The organism is Mesorhizobium sp. WSM4871 (assembly GCF_055811295.1).
The window spans coordinates 197,244-212,114 of sequence record NZ_JBVVPU010000002.1 but is presented as its reverse complement, the minus strand read 5'-3'; the positions used below and the strand labels follow the sequence as shown (position 1 = coordinate 212,114).

Genomic DNA, 14,871 nt, shown 5'->3' with positions numbered 1-14,871 from the left:
CTCACTACTGACTACTCACTAAATCCTACCCGATTTTGTTCGGAATCCGCGCTTCGATCCTGCCGAAGGCAAAGACCAGGATGCCGGTGATCGCCATATAGATCAACGCCAGCAGCAGCAAGGGTTCGTAGGTCAGGTAGGTGTCCTGCCGCACCTTCGAGGAGACGGCAAATATGTCGATCACGCTGATGGTCGCCACCAGCGGCGTCGATTTCAACTGCAGCACCGTTTCGCCGGTCAGCGTCGGCAGCGCCCGGTAGAAGGCTTGCGGCAGCCAGATGCGCCGGAAGGCTTTCCAGCGGCTCATGCCGAAGGCGCGGGCGGCCTCGATCTGCCCTTTGGGCACGCCGGCAAACGCGCCGCGCATCACCTCCCCCTCGTAGCCGGCGAAGGACAAGGTCAGCGCCAGCACACCGTAGGGCCATGCCTGCCGCAGATACGGCCACATCCAGGATTCGCGTATCCAGGGATACTGCGGAAACAGCGAGCCCAGCCCGTAATAGAGCAGCCAGAGCTGAAGGAGCAGCGGCGTCCCCCTGATGATGGTGCAGAAGACCTTGGCGGGTGCCGCGAACCAGAAGGGACCGGCGGCCTGCGCCAGCCCGAGCGGCACGGCGAGCAGGAAGCCCAGCACGCACGTGACGGCGAGGATCCACAGCGCGCGCCAGATGCCGAGCAGTCCTGCTGCGTAATATTGCGGCAGCCAGTCCCAGCGCATGAAGAAGGCAGCCGCCAGAACCAGTCCGAGCGCGATCAGGATCAGCACGATGCGATGCGGCTGCAGCCACAACGACGTTCGCGCGGCAGCGTTGATGATGGTCGCTTCACCAGCCATCAGCGCGCCTCCTTGAGCGAAGGCATGCCGCGCCGGGCCCTGGCTTCGATACGGCCAATGATCAGGTTGGAGACCAGCGTCACCAGAAGGTAGATCGCGCCCGCCGCCAGGTAGAACGTGAGATAGGCCTTGGTCACGCCAGCCGCTTGCCGCGTGGCCAGGATCAGCTCGTAGAAGCCGACGACCGCCAGCAGCGCGGTGTCCTTGGTGGCGATGAGCCAGAGATTGGCAAGGCCGGGGATCGCGAAGGGCAGCATCGCCGGCAGCGTTATGCGCCGCAGCAGCAGGCCGGGCGACATGCCGTAGGCCCTTGCGGCCTCGATCTGGCCCTGCGGAATGGCAAGGATCGCGCCGCGTATCACCTCGGTCGAATAGGCGCCCTGGACGAAGCCGAGCACGGCGATGCCGGCCGCCAGCCCGCTGATGTCGATGCGCTGATAGCCGAGCCCCGCCAGCACCTGGTTGATCAGGTCGGTGCCGGCGTAATAGAGCAGCAGGATCAGCACCAGTTCCGGCACGGCGCGCACCACCGTCGTATAGACCGCCAGCAGATCGCGCACCACCGGACCGCCATAGAGCTTGCCATAGGCGCCGCCGATGCCGATCAGCAGCCCGAGGCAGGTGGCGCCGATCGCGATCTCGATCGTGTGCAGCAGACCGACCAAAAGCGTTCCGCCCCAGCCTGGCGGCGTGGGCGAGAGAAGCTCGAAGATACTGGCCGCGTCGATTGGCGTCGCCCCCGAATTGCTAGAGCATGATCCCGAACCGAAGGTCGGCGAAGCAAAAAGTTGCAGAGTGTGCGTGGATGAGTTCAGGCGACCACGCGGCGCGCTGTCCGCGCCGCATGGTCGGTTGCTTATGGGTACCGGCCGTCAGTTCGACTGCGGGTCGTCGCCATAGACGTCGAAGTCGAAGTATTTCTTGGTGATCTCGGCATATTTGCCGTTGGCGCGGATTGCCTTGATGCCGGCGTTGATCTTGTCCTTCAACTCGGTGTCTTCCTTGCGGAGGCCGGCGCCGACGCCAGGCCCGAGAACTTCGAGGTCCGGGGCCACGTTGCCCTTCATGTCGCAGCACGCCTTGCCCTGGTCGGATTTCAGAAACTCGCCAAGCGCGATCGCGTCGGCCTGCACCGCGTCGACGCGGCCGGCGGCGAGATCCTGGTTGGCTTCGTCCTGCGTCTGGTATTCCTTGATTTCAGCGGCCCCGGTGAAGTGTTTCTTGGCATAGACGGCATGCACGGTCGACACCTGCACGCCGATGACCTTGCCCTTGAGGTCATCTGGCGTGGCGCCGAACTTCTGGTCCTTCGGCCCGATGATGCCGGTCGGGGTGTTGTAATATTTGTCCGAGAAGGCGATCGTCTTCTCGCGCTCGGCGGTGATCGACATCGAGCCGGCGATGACATCGATCTTTTTGGTCGTCAGCGCCGGGATGATGCCGTCCCAGGCGACGGGGGTGATGACGCAGTCGAGTTTCTCCTCGGCGCAGACGGCGTCGATGAATTCGATCTCCCAGCCGACCCACTTGCCCGAGGCGTCCGGCGAGGCGAAGGGTGGATACGGTTCGGCGGCGACGCCGATCTTGACCGGATCGGCCTTGGCCACGCCCATCGCGGCGACGCCGAGCAGCAGCGCTGCGGCAAATGTTTTGAGAACGGTTTTCATGTCAGATAACTCCCAGTTTGTTGTTGTTCCCGGTTTTCGTCCGCTTCGATCTAGCCGATGTTGCGGATGAACTGCTTGAGCCTTTCGGATTTGGGCGCGCCGAAGATCTGCTCCGGCGGGCCCTCTTCCTCGACCAGCCCGTTGTAGAGGTAGACGACATGCGTCGCGACCTCGCGGGCAAACTTCATTTCGTGGGTGACCAGCACCATGGTGCGGCCCTCGCGCGCCAGATCGCCGATCACTTTCAGCACCTCGCCGACCAATTCCGGATCGAGCGCCGAGGTCGGCTCGTCGAACAGCATGACGCGCGGGTTGATGGCCAGCGCCCGGGCGATCGCCGCGCGTTGCTGCTGGCCGCCGGACAGATAGGCTGGATAGACATCGCGTTTTTCGGCGAGCCCGACGCGGGCGAGCAGCTTTTCGGCCTCGGCGATCGCCACCTCGCGCTTGACGCCGAGCACATGCACCGGAACCTCGATGACGTTCTCGATCAGCGTCATGTGGCTCCACAGATTGAAATTCTGGAAGACCATGCCGAGCTTGGAGCGGATGCGTTCGATCTGCTTGCGGTCGGCCGGAACCGTGTGGCCATGGCTGTCGGCCTTCAGCTTGATCTCCTCGCCATTGACGCGGATGATGCCGCTGGTCGGGTTTTCCAGGCAGTTGATGCAGCGCAGCAGCGTCGATTTGCCCGAGCCTGAGCCGCCGATGATGGCGATCACCTCGCCGTCGCGCGCCGACAGCGAAATGCCCTTCAGCACATGCAGTTCGCCGAATTTCTTGTGCAGGTTCTCGACATGGATGGCTTCGGCGGCGCCGTTTTGCGCCAAATGCTTCAGTGCGGGTGCTGCGCCCCACGCCATCACCTTGCCGGCGCCCCATCGGACGGCCGGACCCGTCGCAGTTGAAATCTTTTACCCATTAACCGTCACTGGACCGAATTCCCATCTCAAGATGGACCGTTCCGCTTGCCTCCGTCAACCATGGTTTTTGGACCATTGATCGCAGCTTGCTGTAGGGTTATTGGCGGCAGGGGACATCGCAGGAGCACTTGGTGGGTAAGACATACGGGTCGCGGAACATGGCCGCGCTATGACGACAGTCGGCGAAGCGCTCATCAATTTGCTCGAAGCTCACGGCGTCGACACCGTCTTCGGCATTCCCGGCGTGCATACGGTCGAGCTCTATCGCGGCCTGGCCCGGTCGAAGATCCGTCACGTCACGCCGCGTCACGAGCAGGGTGCCGGTTTCATGGCCGACGGCTACGCGCGCGCCAGCGGCAGGCCGGGCGTCGCCTTCGTCATCACCGGACCGGGGCTGACCAACACCATTACCGCCATGGGCCAGGCGCGCGCCGATTCGGTGCCGATGCTGGTGATATCGGGCGTCAACGCCACGCCGACGCTGGGCAAGGGGCTTGGCCATCTGCACGAATTGCCCGACCAGCGCGGCATGATGGAAAAGGTCGCGCTGTTTTCGCACCGTGTCACCGGAGCCGACGAACTGCCCGGCGTGCTGGCGCGGGCCTTTGCGCTGTTTTCGTCGTCACGTCCCGGCCCGGTTCATATAGAGATCCCGACCGACATCATGGTCAAGCCGGCCGACAGTCTCGTCGCCGTGCTGAGCAACACAGCGCCGCCCGCACCCGATGGCGCAGCCATTGCCAAGGCGGCGGAACTTGCCGCCGCCGCCCGCCGCCCTGTCATCCTTGCTGGCGGCGGCGCCAGGAAGGCCGAGGCGCCGCTGAAGCGGCTTGCCGAAAAGCTGGGGGCGCCGGTTGTCCAGACGACCAATGCGCGTGGCTTGCTGTATCGCCATCCCCTTGGCGTGCCGGCGAGCCCTAGCCTGAAGGCGGTGCGCGCGCTGGTCGCCGAGGCGGATCTTGTCATCGCCGCCGGCACCGAATTCGGTCCGACCGACTATGATGGCTATGGCGACGGCGGCTTTGTCCCTCCGGCCAACCTGATCCGCATCGATATCGACGCCGACCAGCTTGCGCGACGCCCGGCAATGATTACTATCCAGGCGGATTGCGCCGAGGCGATCGAGGCCCTGCTCGACCGGATCGGCGGATCGGCCGCGTCGGGCGATGGGCAGGCTCGCGCCGCCGCCACACGTAAGGCCGCCCTTGCCGAGGTCAGCCCGGCCTTCACCGCCCAGATACGCGCGGTGGAAATGATCCGCGATGCCTTGCCGGGCGCCATCATCGTCGGCGATTCGACGCAGCCGGTCTACGCCGCCAATCTCTATTACGATCATGACCGGCCCGGCGGCTGGTTCAATGCCGCCACCGGCTTCGGCGCGCTGGGCTTCGGCCCGCCGGCGGCCATCGGCGCCGCGCTCGCCGTGCCCGACGCGCCGGTGGTCTGCCTCACCGGCGATGGCGGCTTCCAGTTCACCTTGCCGGAACTGGGCGCAGCACTCGATGCGGCCGCGCCGGTGATCTTCGTCGTCTGGAACAATCGCGGCTATCGCGAAATCGAAACCTCGATGCTCGATGTCGGCGTCGAGCCGATCGGCGTCTCGCCCGCGCCGCCGGATTTCTGCAAGCTGGCCGAGGCCTATGGCATCGCCGCCGAACGGCTCGTCGAGATCGGGCATCTGGCGGACGCGCTCAAGCGCGCGCGGGCGGCCGGACTGCCATACGTCATCGAAATCACCGTCAATTGAATTTTGACAACGCTGCGTGCGTCCTGCCTTACCTTGGCAAGAGCCCGGCTGGCAGACAGCGAGCGATGCAAAGACGCGACCCAGCCATGTCGAGATTTCAGTTGAGTGATCGGGCGAAAGGCGCGACCTTCGCTACCGGCGCGGCATAAGCATAAGAACACTGGAGCGGTCGACGATGACGGAAACACTAGAGGGCAGGCATATTGTGGTCACTGGCGGCACCGGGGCGCTTGGCGGCGCGGTCGTCGGCAAACTGCTGGGCGAGGGCGCGATCTGCCATGTGCCCAACGCCCATGCCGCCGCGCCCGGGCATTTTCCCTACCCGGCACATGAGCGCGTCAAGCTGGCGCACAATGTCGACCTCGCCGACCCCGCCAAGGTCGATGCGTTTTATGACGGCGTTCCGGATTTGTGGGCATCCATCCATCTGGCCGGCGGCTTTACCGCGGCGCCGGTGGAAAAGATCGAGTCCGCATCCTTCGCCGAAATGATGGACACCAACGCCCGCACCACCTTCCTGTGCTGCCGCGCCGCGATACGCTCGATGCTGGCGGCCGAGACATCCGGCCGTATCGTCAACATCACGGCGCGCGCCGGGCTCGATCCCAGGCGCGGCTCCGGCATGGTCGCCTATGCCGCCAGCAAGGCGGCGGTCGCGGCGATGACACTGGCGATGGCGGAAGAGCTGAAGGGCAAGGGCATACTGGTCAATGCGGTTGCCCCCTCGACCCTCGACACGCCGGCCAACCGGGCTGATATGCCCGACGCCGATTTCGGCAGATGGGTCAGCCTCGAAGCGGCGGCGGAGGCCGTCGCCTATCTCGCTTCGCCGGCTAACCTGGCGATGAGCGGCACGCTGGTGCCGCTTTACGGCAGGGCCTGAGCGCTTACGCACGGGCCAAACAAAAACCCCGCCGGATCGCTCCGGCGGGGTTTGTTTTTTCGTTGGTGCGAAGGCTCTTAGCTGCCCTGCTTCTTCAGCGCGGCGCCTAGGATGTCGCCCAGCGAAGCGCCGGAGTCGGTCGAGCCGTACTGGGCGACCGCTTCCTTCTCCTCGGCGATTTCCAGCGCCTTGATCGAGACCTGCAGCTTGCGGGTCTTCTTGTCGAAGGCGATGACGCGGGCGTCGACCTTCTGGCCGATGGTGAAGCGCTCGGGGCGCTGCTCGTCGCGGTCGCGGCTCAAATCGGAGCGCTTGATGAAGGTCTCGATGCCGCTGTCGACCAGCCGCACTTCCAGGCCGCCATCCTTGACGCCGATGACTTCGCAGGTGACGACCGCATTCTTGCGCAGTTCGCCTGAAGTCGCCGCTTCGCCGACCGTATCCTTGGCCAGCTGCTTGATGCCGAGGGAGATGCGCTCCTTGTCGATGTCGACGTCGAGCACCTGCGCCTTGACCATGTCGCCGCGATTGTACTCTTCGATGACCTGCTCGCCCGGACGGGTCCAGTCGAGGTCGGAGAGGTGCACCATGCCGTCCACGTCGCCTTCGAGGCCGATGAACAGGCCGAACTCGGTCTTGTTCTTGACCTCGCCCTCGACCTGGCTGCCGACCGGATGGCTGCTGGCGAAAGCCTGCCACGGATTCTCGAGCGTCTGCTTGAGGCCGAGCGAGATGCGGCGCTTGGCCGGATCGACCTCGAGCACCACGACGTCGACTTCCTGCGTCGTCGACAGGATCTTGCCGGGATGCACGTTCTTCTTCGTCCACGACATTTCCGAAACGTGGATGAGACCTTCGATGCCCGGCTCCAGCTCGACGAATGCGCCGTAGTCGGTGATGTTGGTGACGGTGCCCTTGATCTTCTTGCCGATCGGGAACTTGGTGCCGATCTCCGACCACGGATCGCTCTCGAGCTGCTTCATGCCGAGCGAGATGCGGTGTGTTTCCTGGTTGATGCGGATGATCTGCACCTTGACCGTCTGACCGATGTTGAGGATTTCGGTCGGATGGTTGACGCGGCGCCATGCCATGTCGGTGACATGCAGCAGGCCGTCGATGCCGCCGAGGTCGACGAACGCGCCGTAATCGGTGATGTTCTTGACGACGCCTTCGACCACCTGGCCCTCTTCGAGGTTCTGCACGATTTCCGAACGCTGTTCGGCGCGGCTCTCCTCGAGCACGGTGCGGCGCGACACCACGATGTTGCCGCGGCGGCGATCCATCTTCAGGATCTCGAAGGGCTGCGGGTTATGCATCAGCGGCGAGACGTCGCGGATCGGGCGGATATCGACCTGGCTGCGCGGCAGGAAGGCCACGGCGCCGTCGAGGTCGACGGTGAAGCCGCCCTTGACCTGGTTGAAGATGACGCCTTCGACGCGCTCGCCCTTGGTGAACTTCTCCTCGAGACGGACCCAGCTCTCTTCGCGGCGGGCCTTTTCACGGGAAAGCATCGCTTCGCCAAGCGCGTTCTCGATGCGCTCGACATAGACTTCGACCGTATCGCCGACCTTCAGGGTGGAGTCCTTGCCCTTGACGCCGAATTCCTTCAGCGGCACGCGGCCTTCAACCTTGAGGCCGACATCGATGATGGCCATGTCCTTTTCGATCGCGGTGATCGTGCCCTTGACGACCTGGCCTTCGCCGGAATGGCCGGCGGTAAAAGATTCTTCGAGCAGGCTCGCGAAATCATCGCGAGTGGGATTTGCAGCTGACATATTTTCTCCTGGAATGCCTCGCATCTCAAGCGGGGCGGGCGCCGTGGGTTAGCGTTGCGTTGGCCTGCCGGCGTTCCGGGCTTTCCAAAAAACCCTTGGCCGCCTGAGCGGCAATTCCGGCGCATGAAGAATGCTGGCAGGCTGGTTCGTGCCCGATATGGGTATCTTTTGCGCTGCCGGCAATCGGCAACAGCGGGAAAACCCGGCTCAGGCGTTGTTTCTTTTGGCGAGAACGTCGTCGATGATCGCTCTTGCCGCCAGAAACGCGGCCTCTATAGCCATTTCGGACGTATCAAGCAAGTGCGCGTCGGCGGCCGGCTTCAAGGGCGAATCCGCACGGCCCATGTCGCGCTCGTCGCGGCGCATGATGTCGGCAAGGATCTCGGCGAAATTGGCGGTGCCGCCAATGCTCTCGATCTCGGCCAGCCGCCGCTGCGCCCGCACCTCGGCGCTCGCCGTGACATAGAGCTTGATGTCGGCGTCGGGGCAGACGACCGTGCCGATGTCGCGGCCATCGAGCACGGCGCCGGGTGGCGCCTTGGCGAAGTCACGCTGCTTTTCCACCAGGATGCGCCGCACGGTCGGGAACACGGCGACTTTCGAAGCAGCCTCGCCGACGGCATGTGCCGACAATATGGCGCGGTCGAGCTTGTTGAGGTCGACCTGCCGCGCGGCAGTTTCCGCCGCCGAGACATTGTCGAGTGGGAGCGCGTGCTGAATCAGCGCATGCGCTACGGCGCGATAGGTCAGGCCGGTGTCGAGCAGGTTCAACCGGTAGTGGTCGGCGAGCCGCCGGGCGAGCGTGCCTTTGCCGGCGCCGGCGGGTCCGTCGATGGCGATGGTGAAGGTCGGGCTCATTGGCCGGCCACCGCAATTGGAACGCGCGATGAATCCGAGCGGCGCGATCCTTCCCACCCCCCTCTGTCCTGCCGGACATCTCCCCCGCAAGGGGGGAGATCAGCCGTCACTGCGGCTTTCGCCAATTGCCAACGCTCCAGAATTGAGCGGAGCGCCAAAGCCGCCAATCTCCCCCCTTGCGGGGGAGATGTCCGGCAGGACAGAGGGGGGTGCTGTCCCGCCAGCGTTCCAGTTCGGCTCATCAACAAGTCACCCGATCTCCGCGCCCAGCCCCTTCATCAGCCCCATGAACTCCGGAAAACTCGTCGCGATCATCGCCTGATCGTCGATGGTCACAGGCTTTTCCGTCGCCAGCCCCATGACCAGAAAACTCATGGCGATGCGGTGGTCGAGATGCGTCTGCACCGTCGTGTCCTGGCCATTGGGGTGTCCGCCGAGGCCCTTGCCCTCAGGCCTGCCATGCACCGCAAGCGAGGCCTCGCCCTCGGCGCAGTCGACGCCGTTGAGCTTCAGCCCATTGGCCACCGCAGACAGCCGGTCCGACTCCTTGACCCGCAGCTCTTCCAGCCCCTGCATCAGCGTTTCGCCTTCGGCGAAGCTCGCCGCCACCGCCAGCACCGGATACTCGTCGATCATCGATGGCGCCCGCTCCGGTGGCACCGCGACACCCCTAAGTTCGGAGTAGCGCACGCGCAGATCGGCGACATCCTCTCCGCCGGCGTTGCGCGGGTTCAAGATGTCGATCTTGCCGCCCATTTCCTGCAAGGTTAGCAAAAGTCCGGTGCGGGTCGGGTTCATCAACACGTTCTCGATCGTGATGTCGGAGCCCGGCACGATCAGTGCGGCTACCAACGGGAAACCGGCCGAGGAAGGGTCGCCCGGCACGGCGATGGTCTGCCCGGTAAGCTTGCCCTGGCCTTCGATGAAGATGTGGCGCACGCCGCGCTCGTCGGTCTCGACCGACAGGTTGGCGCCGAAGCCCTTCAGCATCTTTTCGGTATGGTCGCGCGTCATCACCGGTTCGATGACGGTGGTGACACCAGGCGTGTTCAGTCCCGCGAGCAGCACCGCCGACTTCACTTGCGCGGAGGCCATCGGCACCCGGTAGGTGATGGGCGCGGCGTGCTTGGGCCCCTGCAGGGTGATCGGCATGCGGTCGCCGGGCGTTGCCTTCAGCACCTGCACGCCCATCTGGCGCAGGGGTTCGAGCACGCGGCCCATCGGCCGGCCGGACAAGGACGCGTCGCCGATGAAGGTCGTTTCCATGTCATAGGTGCCGACCAGTCCCATGGTGAGGCGCGAGCCGGTGCCGGCATTGCCGAAATCGAGCGGACCTTCCGGCTGCAACAGCGCGCCATTGCCGGTGCCGCGGATCACCCACTCCGCGCCGCGTTTCTCGATGTGCGCGCCCATCGCCTTCATCGCAGCACCGGTGCGCATCACGTCTTCACCCTCCAGCAGGCCGGTGATGCGGGTCTCGCCGGAGGCCAGCCCGCCGAACATGAACGAGCGGTGCGAGATCGACTTGTCACCGGGCACGCGGGCAGTGCCGGACAGGGCTGGAGATTTGCGGGCGGTGGCCGGCTTGGCGGCGACGGAATGCGACATTGTATTCCCTGGATGAAATGCCGGCGAACCGGCTTTTTTCGTTCGTTGCGGCGGTCTCGTACCATGGTGCGTCGAAATGGTCATCCCCTTGCGCGAGACCGTCCGATGCGGGGTTTTGCGACGCCGGCTTTAGGCTTTGACAGCGCCTTAAACTGCCGCTAAGGGGACCAACCTTTTATCTACGAGGCTTGCTGTGGCAAAACCTGAACTTGGCACCAAACGCATAGATCCGGAAACGGGTCGGAAATTCTATGACCTGAACAAGGACCCGATCGTCTCGCCCTATACCGGCAAGACGTATCCTCGTTCCTATTTCGAGGAAGGCAAGGCCGCCGCCATCGAGGAGGAAGAGGAAGTCGCCGAGAAGGAAGTCGACGCCGAGGAGGAAGAGGGCGTCGAGGTTGTCTCGCTCGAAGACGCCGACGAGGAAGTCAAGGGCGGCGACGATCTTCCCGATCTTGGCGATGACGAGGACGATGTCGACCTCGGCGACGACGAGGATGACACTTTCCTTGCCGATGAAGAGGAAGAGGACGACGACGTCGCCGACATGATCGGCGTCGGCGACGACGACGACGAAGTTTGATATGGGGGCCGGGCGAGTGCGAACGGCATTCGCCGGCTTTCGTTGCGCCGTCGCGAAAAAGCGGTTCTCGACGGCTTGATATTCGGGAAAGGCGGGGTTAGAAGCCGCCAGCACTAACGGCGCGGATTTAGAACCCGCGCCGGATCTCTTCGCCGGCAACGGCGCCGGTTGACTGCCGGGAGTGGGGCCATAGCTCAGTTGGGAGAGCGCTTGAATGGCATTCAAGAGGTCGTCGGTTCGATTCCGATTGGCTCCACCAAACAGTCTTTCACCTTTGCGGTCTGAGCGTGCGCCACGCTATGGAATCTTGCCGAATGCCCGGCCGGGCGCTGATCTTATTCAGTAGAACGCCATGCCAAGCACCACGAGCGCCAAGAGGATGGTCACGCCGACAAATGCGCTTACTTTGACGGACGAAGCCAGGGACCATCCAGATTTTACAGCTTCCACGCGAAGCTCCGGGCGATCTGTTTCCACCATATCGGATTGTGCAATTCCATTGCTCTCGATCGCTGTTGAAACCCTTTTTGCTATATCGCCGCGGATTATCGGATCATCGGACAAATGATCCGTCGTGCTGCGTTTAGATGCCATGTAAAACCCCGCCCCATATTTGCCCCTGGTAAGTAACGCTTCAGCCGGCCAAATGTTTCCCGCCCGTCAGTCGGTCATGCGTCGCCGCAGATGCCCCATGCTGCGGGCCTACAAGACCTCATGGCCGTCCAATCATCCTATACGAAATTCTTCAGTGAAGCGTTTCACAGAGCCTTCCCACAATATGGGCTCCGGAATTGGCATGGTACGGAACTGGCCCTGCCTGGTCATTTGAATGGACAACCGCTGCCTTTGCTGCCTGAGGCCCCTCGCTCCCCCAAGAAGGCCGGCAAATCCGCAAGGCCGGATGCGGTAAACTTGCGTTACCGGCAATCAAATCAGGCACAGGGGGTTTGAACTTGCTTCCAGCATTTGCAGGGATGACGGCGAACATCCGCTGAAAGACAGCGCCCGGAATCCCGGATGGAAGCAGGAAGGCCGCTCGACGCAATGACCACGACGATTGACGACATCCTCCGGCCGCTGGCGCTGACCGTGCGGTTGCTCGCCCAGTGCTGGCCACAGCTTTTGCTGATCGGCTGCATCGGCATGATCGCTCACGACCTGCTGCTTCAGGGCGCCGTGGCCATCGGCCTCCAGTTCCCGCTCGGTGGAATGGTGGTCTTGTCCCTGGTGGTTCTCGCCAGGCTCTCGGTGCTGGTCATGATGTTCGTGATCCTGCGGCCGCATATGCCGGCGCTGGCGGCCCTGCGACAAAAAGCGGCCAAGGGTGCCAGCGAGACCAAGCGCGAGCCGGCCCTTGCCATAACCGCGGCGGCGATCCTGCCGTTCTTCGCCTACTATGCCGCCTGGGGCTTTCTCGGGGATACGGTCCGCGAATACTCGCGCATGGCGCTGGCCCAGGCCGACCTGGGCAAGAGCGTGGACATCTTCGCCATCCTTCAGTCCAGCGGGGTGATACTTTCGATCGTCGTATGCTGGCTGGTGCGTTTTGCCGCCAAGCGATTGAATGCGCGCGCCTCTCATCCCTATTGGCGGCTGCTGATCGTGGCGACCGACGCAACCTGGATCTTCATCGGTCTCTACGCGCTCGGCGTCTGGAAAGACGAGCTCATCCGCTGGCTTGGCGCGGGTGCCGCGCTGCAGCAGATCGGCCTCGATTTGCTTGCGCCGGTAACTTCGGCCGTGGCCGCGGAGTTCGTTCCCGTGGAATTTCGGCCGCTGCCTTTTGGCGAGCAGCTTCAGAACCTGTTCTTCTTCGCATTGCTGCCGATTGTCTGGCTGGTGATGGCGGCGATCATCAACGGCTATGAGCTTTCCGCGCCGGCAGCTGCTACTCCCGCACCATCGCACGCAACCTCCTGGCGCAAGTGGCTGAAGGATTTCGCGGCCCACTTCGTCGGTGGCTACCGCAGCCGCTACGCGCCGGTCTGGACCTGCCTCAAGCTGACGCTCAGTGCCGGTCTTGCCACGCTTGTCACCTTCGTCATCGCCTATCAGGCCATCTCATGGGCCGGAGCCTGGATATGGTATGGCCTGACAAGGTTGATCGGAGCGCATGATCTTGGAACCTGGCAGGTCTTTGCCGACACGATCAGCCTTTTCATCGGCAGCCCAAGCGAGCTCGACGGAGGCATCTTGCTCGACGCGGTCCGGGTCGCCCTGCTTGCAGCCGTGCTCGAGACTGCGGTCGGTGGGGCGGGAGAAGCGAGTGACGTCAGGTCCGCGGTTCGCCAACGCTGAGATAATTCGGCAGCGCCGAACGAAGCGCGATCGACAACGTAAGACTGCTCGCCGCGGGCGGGATCGAAAAGCTGGCAACCATCCGTGCCGGTTGGCCGGGTTCTATCGCGGCGAACGCGACGCCGCCGCACAGCGACCGCTGCTCGGCCTGCGGATATTGCTGCCTGAGCACAGGGTCGGCAAACAGGGTCGGCTGCCATTCGCGGCCGCTTTTGTCGGCAAGCCGCACCTCGCACGGAATGGCGCCGAGCGCCTTCGGGTCAGCGGCAACGGCCTCGAATTCGGCCAGGACGACGGCGTTTCCTCCGCTGCCCACCAGCCTGGCGAAGCGCGTCACGGTCCAGCTTGCACCGGCATAGTCGACCGGTTGCCCCAGGGTCGCGGCCACCGGCTGGCGCACATGCTGGGCGCGCCAGTCCTTGATGCTCCCCCAGGTCTGCGCGGCCAGAGCGGCAGGCACGGCAACCACCAGCGCCGCCATGCTCAGCCAATAGCCTCGCCGCGTCGGCGTCACCTTTGCGGGAGAACTGTCCATGGCGGTCCTTCGTCGTTGCGGCGGATGGTGATCGCCGGCTTGATGTCCTTGCCGGAAACATTCGTGGCGATGCGGATCTCATCGTCGAGCGGCAGCAATTTTGTACGTGCGACCACTACCGTCCCGCCGGCGACGGCATCCTCCGGCATTTCGAACATCAGCAGGATGCGGCGTGGCAGGCCGGGCTGGTAGACATCGCCCGGCATCATCTCGACCGTCGCCGGCACCCGATCGGTCAGCGCGTAGCGCACGCCGCTGCCGCTCAGCCACTCGCCGGATGTCAGGCCCAAGGTCTCGAATCTCGCCTCTGCCTCGCCCTCGACCACAACCCACACGCCCGAACTCGTATAGGTTTTTGACTTGCCGAAGGTTTCGGTGTTGAGAACGCGCGCCACCCTGACGCTGTCCAGCGAAAGCGCGAATGCACTCGCCTCGACACGCTTGTTCATGCCGCCCGAGTAGGCTATCGGCGACGTGATCTTGCTGTAGAGCGGACGCGTATGCTGCATCCCATAGAGCACGAAGGCGGCAAACAGCAGCGCCAGCACTGAGCGCAGCACGCGCATCATGGCGCCTTCTCCACCGGCAGATCGACCCTCACCACGGGATCGCGGTCGTACCAGCCGCTTGCGCCATAGAGGTTGTCGCGCCGCTTGTAGATCTGGCCGGTGACGGTTACCGTAATCTTGTCCGGCACGGGCACATCGGCCGGCCACTCCCAGGCCATCGTCAGGCGTTCCGGCATGTTGGGATTGAAATATCCAGCCAGATATTTGTCGCGATCGAGATAGGCCGTCGGCAGATCGAGCTTTTGCCCCAAAGCGCTGATCGTGGGCGCGCTGATCGTGACGACGCGGTAGAGCACGTTGTTGGGAGTGGCGGAACGGTTCACCACATCCATGTCCACCATCACAAGCTTGACGGGTTGCGACGGGGGAACGCCGGTCGGCGGTACGGTTCCGGTGCGTGCCGTCCGCAATGTCACGAACCAGCGACCGGTATCGATCTGCTGGCCTGCCTGCATGACAGGCACTTGCGGCGGATGGGCAGCCTCGTACAGCGTCATCGAAAACGAGATTGCCGATGCGGCCAGCCCACCCAGGCCAGCAATCATGAAAGCAAAAAGTCTTTGCCGTACTGTCGTTCGTGTCGGTTC

The 14,871-nt window shown here is 63.8% G+C and carries 15 protein-coding genes and 1 tRNA gene; 5 read left to right on the top strand and 11 right to left on the bottom strand.

Annotated features, from left to right (window positions below; all coding sequences use genetic code 11):
* Positions 1-25: 25 nt before the first annotated feature.
* From AC0L2H_RS04425 to AC0L2H_RS04410, 4 genes are all read right to left on the bottom strand, one after another.
* Positions 26-835 carry an ABC transporter permease gene (locus AC0L2H_RS04425; RefSeq protein ID WP_473589064.1) on the bottom strand — a complete coding sequence of 270 codons (810 nt, stop codon included), beginning with the start codon at positions 833-835 and terminating at the stop codon, positions 26-28.
* On the bottom strand, positions 835-1,500 hold the full coding sequence (locus AC0L2H_RS04420) for an ABC transporter permease (protein ID WP_473589063.1): 666 nt from the start codon (positions 1,498-1,500) through the stop codon (positions 835-837). Before AC0L2H_RS04420 ends, AC0L2H_RS04425 begins: the two co-directional genes overlap by 1 nt.
* Before the next feature lie 207 nt (positions 1,501-1,707).
* Complete coding sequence (locus tag AC0L2H_RS04415) at positions 1,708-2,502, bottom strand: transporter substrate-binding domain-containing protein (RefSeq protein WP_473589062.1); 795 nt, start codon at positions 2,500-2,502, stop codon at positions 1,708-1,710.
* A 50-nt stretch (positions 2,503-2,552) separates the two neighbouring features.
* Positions 2,553-3,365: an ABC transporter ATP-binding protein gene (locus tag AC0L2H_RS04410; RefSeq protein ID WP_473589061.1), complete on the bottom strand. Its 813-nt coding sequence runs from the start codon at positions 3,363-3,365 to the stop codon at positions 2,553-2,555.
* Between the two features lie 229 nt (positions 3,366-3,594).
* Between AC0L2H_RS04410 and AC0L2H_RS04405 the strand changes: the two genes are divergently transcribed.
* Both AC0L2H_RS04405 and AC0L2H_RS04400 read left to right on the top strand, forming a co-directional pair.
* Entirely contained in the window at positions 3,595-5,172 is a 1,578-nt protein-coding gene (locus AC0L2H_RS04405) for a 5-guanidino-2-oxopentanoate decarboxylase (protein ID WP_473589060.1), read from the top strand.
* A gap of 175 nt (positions 5,173-5,347) precedes the next feature.
* A complete protein-coding gene (locus tag AC0L2H_RS04400) occupies positions 5,348-6,055 on the top strand; it encodes an SDR family NAD(P)-dependent oxidoreductase (RefSeq protein ID WP_107649167.1) in 708 nt (235 codons plus the stop codon).
* 77 nt (positions 6,056-6,132) lie between these two features.
* On the opposite strand, the gene rpsA is transcribed toward AC0L2H_RS04400, so the two are convergent.
* The 3 genes from rpsA to aroA form a co-directional block, all read right to left on the bottom strand.
* Complete coding sequence (gene rpsA, locus AC0L2H_RS04395; RefSeq protein WP_097576628.1) at positions 6,133-7,830, bottom strand: 30S ribosomal protein S1; 1,698 nt, start codon at positions 7,828-7,830, stop codon at positions 6,133-6,135.
* Positions 7,831-8,037: 207 nt separating this feature from the next.
* The gene (cmk, locus tag AC0L2H_RS04390) at positions 8,038-8,688 is read right to left on the bottom strand and encodes a (d)CMP kinase (RefSeq protein ID WP_473589059.1); all 651 of its coding nucleotides are present in this window, start codon (positions 8,686-8,688) and stop codon (positions 8,038-8,040) included.
* A 249-nt stretch (positions 8,689-8,937) separates the two neighbouring features.
* A complete protein-coding gene (gene aroA / locus AC0L2H_RS04385) occupies positions 8,938-10,296 on the bottom strand; it encodes a 3-phosphoshikimate 1-carboxyvinyltransferase (protein ID WP_473589058.1) in 1,359 nt (452 codons plus the stop codon).
* 193 nt (positions 10,297-10,489) lie between these two features.
* Here aroA and AC0L2H_RS04380 point away from each other — a divergent pair, with 193 nt between their 5' ends.
* Both AC0L2H_RS04380 and AC0L2H_RS04375 read left to right on the top strand, forming a co-directional pair.
* Positions 10,490-10,882 (top strand): TIGR02300 family protein, encoded by a 393-nt coding sequence (locus AC0L2H_RS04380; protein WP_473589057.1) that lies wholly within the window; start codon positions 10,490-10,492, stop codon positions 10,880-10,882.
* Positions 10,883-11,065: 183 nt separating this feature from the next.
* Positions 11,066-11,141: transfer RNA gene (locus AC0L2H_RS04375), tRNA-Ala, on the top strand.
* 80 nt (positions 11,142-11,221) lie between these two features.
* On the opposite strand, the gene AC0L2H_RS04370 is transcribed toward AC0L2H_RS04375, so the two are convergent.
* Positions 11,222-11,476 carry a hypothetical protein gene (locus AC0L2H_RS04370; protein WP_473589056.1) on the bottom strand — a complete coding sequence of 85 codons (255 nt, stop codon included), beginning with the start codon at positions 11,474-11,476 and terminating at the stop codon, positions 11,222-11,224.
* Positions 11,477-11,926: 450 nt separating this feature from the next.
* On the opposite strand from AC0L2H_RS04370, the gene AC0L2H_RS04365 reads away from it, so the two are divergent.
* A complete protein-coding gene (locus AC0L2H_RS04365; protein WP_473589055.1) occupies positions 11,927-13,180 on the top strand; it encodes a hypothetical protein in 1,254 nt (417 codons plus the stop codon).
* Here AC0L2H_RS04365 and AC0L2H_RS04360 read toward each other — a convergent pair.
* Genes AC0L2H_RS04360 through AC0L2H_RS04350 form a run of 3 tightly spaced genes read right to left on the bottom strand, consistent with a single transcriptional unit; the run spans position 13,155 to position 14,829 of the window.
* A complete protein-coding gene (locus AC0L2H_RS04360) occupies positions 13,155-13,715 on the bottom strand; it encodes a hypothetical protein (RefSeq protein ID WP_473589054.1) in 561 nt (186 codons plus the stop codon). The two genes, AC0L2H_RS04365 and AC0L2H_RS04360, sit on opposite strands and share 26 nt — an antisense overlap.
* Complete coding sequence (locus tag AC0L2H_RS04355; RefSeq protein WP_473589053.1) at positions 13,691-14,284, bottom strand: hypothetical protein; 594 nt, start codon at positions 14,282-14,284, stop codon at positions 13,691-13,693. The genes AC0L2H_RS04360 and AC0L2H_RS04355 overlap by 25 nt, the downstream gene beginning before the upstream one ends.
* Positions 14,281-14,829: a hypothetical protein gene (locus AC0L2H_RS04350; protein ID WP_473589052.1), complete on the bottom strand. Its 549-nt coding sequence runs from the start codon at positions 14,827-14,829 to the stop codon at positions 14,281-14,283. The genes AC0L2H_RS04355 and AC0L2H_RS04350 overlap by 4 nt, the downstream gene beginning before the upstream one ends.
* Between the last annotated feature and the right edge of the window lie 42 nt (positions 14,830-14,871).

Bases quoted from the DNA above. Each gene is read 5' to 3' on its own strand.
- rpsA (WP_097576628.1), bottom strand. From the start codon at position 7,830: ATGTCAGCTGCAAATCCCACTCGCGATGATTTCGCGAGCCTGCTCGAA.
- AC0L2H_RS04405 (WP_473589060.1), top strand. From the start codon at position 3,595: ATGACGACAGTCGGCGAAGCGCTCATCAATTTGCTCGAAGCTCACGGC.
- AC0L2H_RS04425 (WP_473589064.1), bottom strand. From the start codon at position 835: ATGGCTGGTGAAGCGACCATCATCAACGCTGCCGCGCGAACGTCGTTG.
- AC0L2H_RS04410 (WP_473589061.1), bottom strand. From the start codon at position 3,365: ATGGCGTGGGGCGCAGCACCCGCACTGAAGCATTTGGCGCAAAACGGC.
- cmk (WP_473589059.1), bottom strand. From the start codon at position 8,688: ATGAGCCCGACCTTCACCATCGCCATCGACGGACCCGCCGGCGCCGGC.
- aroA (WP_473589058.1), bottom strand. From the start codon at position 10,296: ATGTCGCATTCCGTCGCCGCCAAGCCGGCCACCGCCCGCAAATCTCCA.
- AC0L2H_RS04360 (WP_473589054.1), bottom strand. From the start codon at position 13,715: ATGGACAGTTCTCCCGCAAAGGTGACGCCGACGCGGCGAGGCTATTGG.
- AC0L2H_RS04400 (WP_107649167.1), top strand. From the start codon at position 5,348: ATGACGGAAACACTAGAGGGCAGGCATATTGTGGTCACTGGCGGCACC.
- AC0L2H_RS04350 (WP_473589052.1), bottom strand. From the start codon at position 14,829: ATGATTGCTGGCCTGGGTGGGCTGGCCGCATCGGCAATCTCGTTTTCG.
- AC0L2H_RS04355 (WP_473589053.1), bottom strand. From the start codon at position 14,284: ATGATGCGCGTGCTGCGCTCAGTGCTGGCGCTGCTGTTTGCCGCCTTC.
- AC0L2H_RS04415 (WP_473589062.1), bottom strand. From the start codon at position 2,502: ATGAAAACCGTTCTCAAAACATTTGCCGCAGCGCTGCTGCTCGGCGTC.
- AC0L2H_RS04365 (WP_473589055.1), top strand. From the start codon at position 11,927: ATGACCACGACGATTGACGACATCCTCCGGCCGCTGGCGCTGACCGTG.
- AC0L2H_RS04370 (WP_473589056.1), bottom strand. From the start codon at position 11,476: ATGGCATCTAAACGCAGCACGACGGATCATTTGTCCGATGATCCGATA.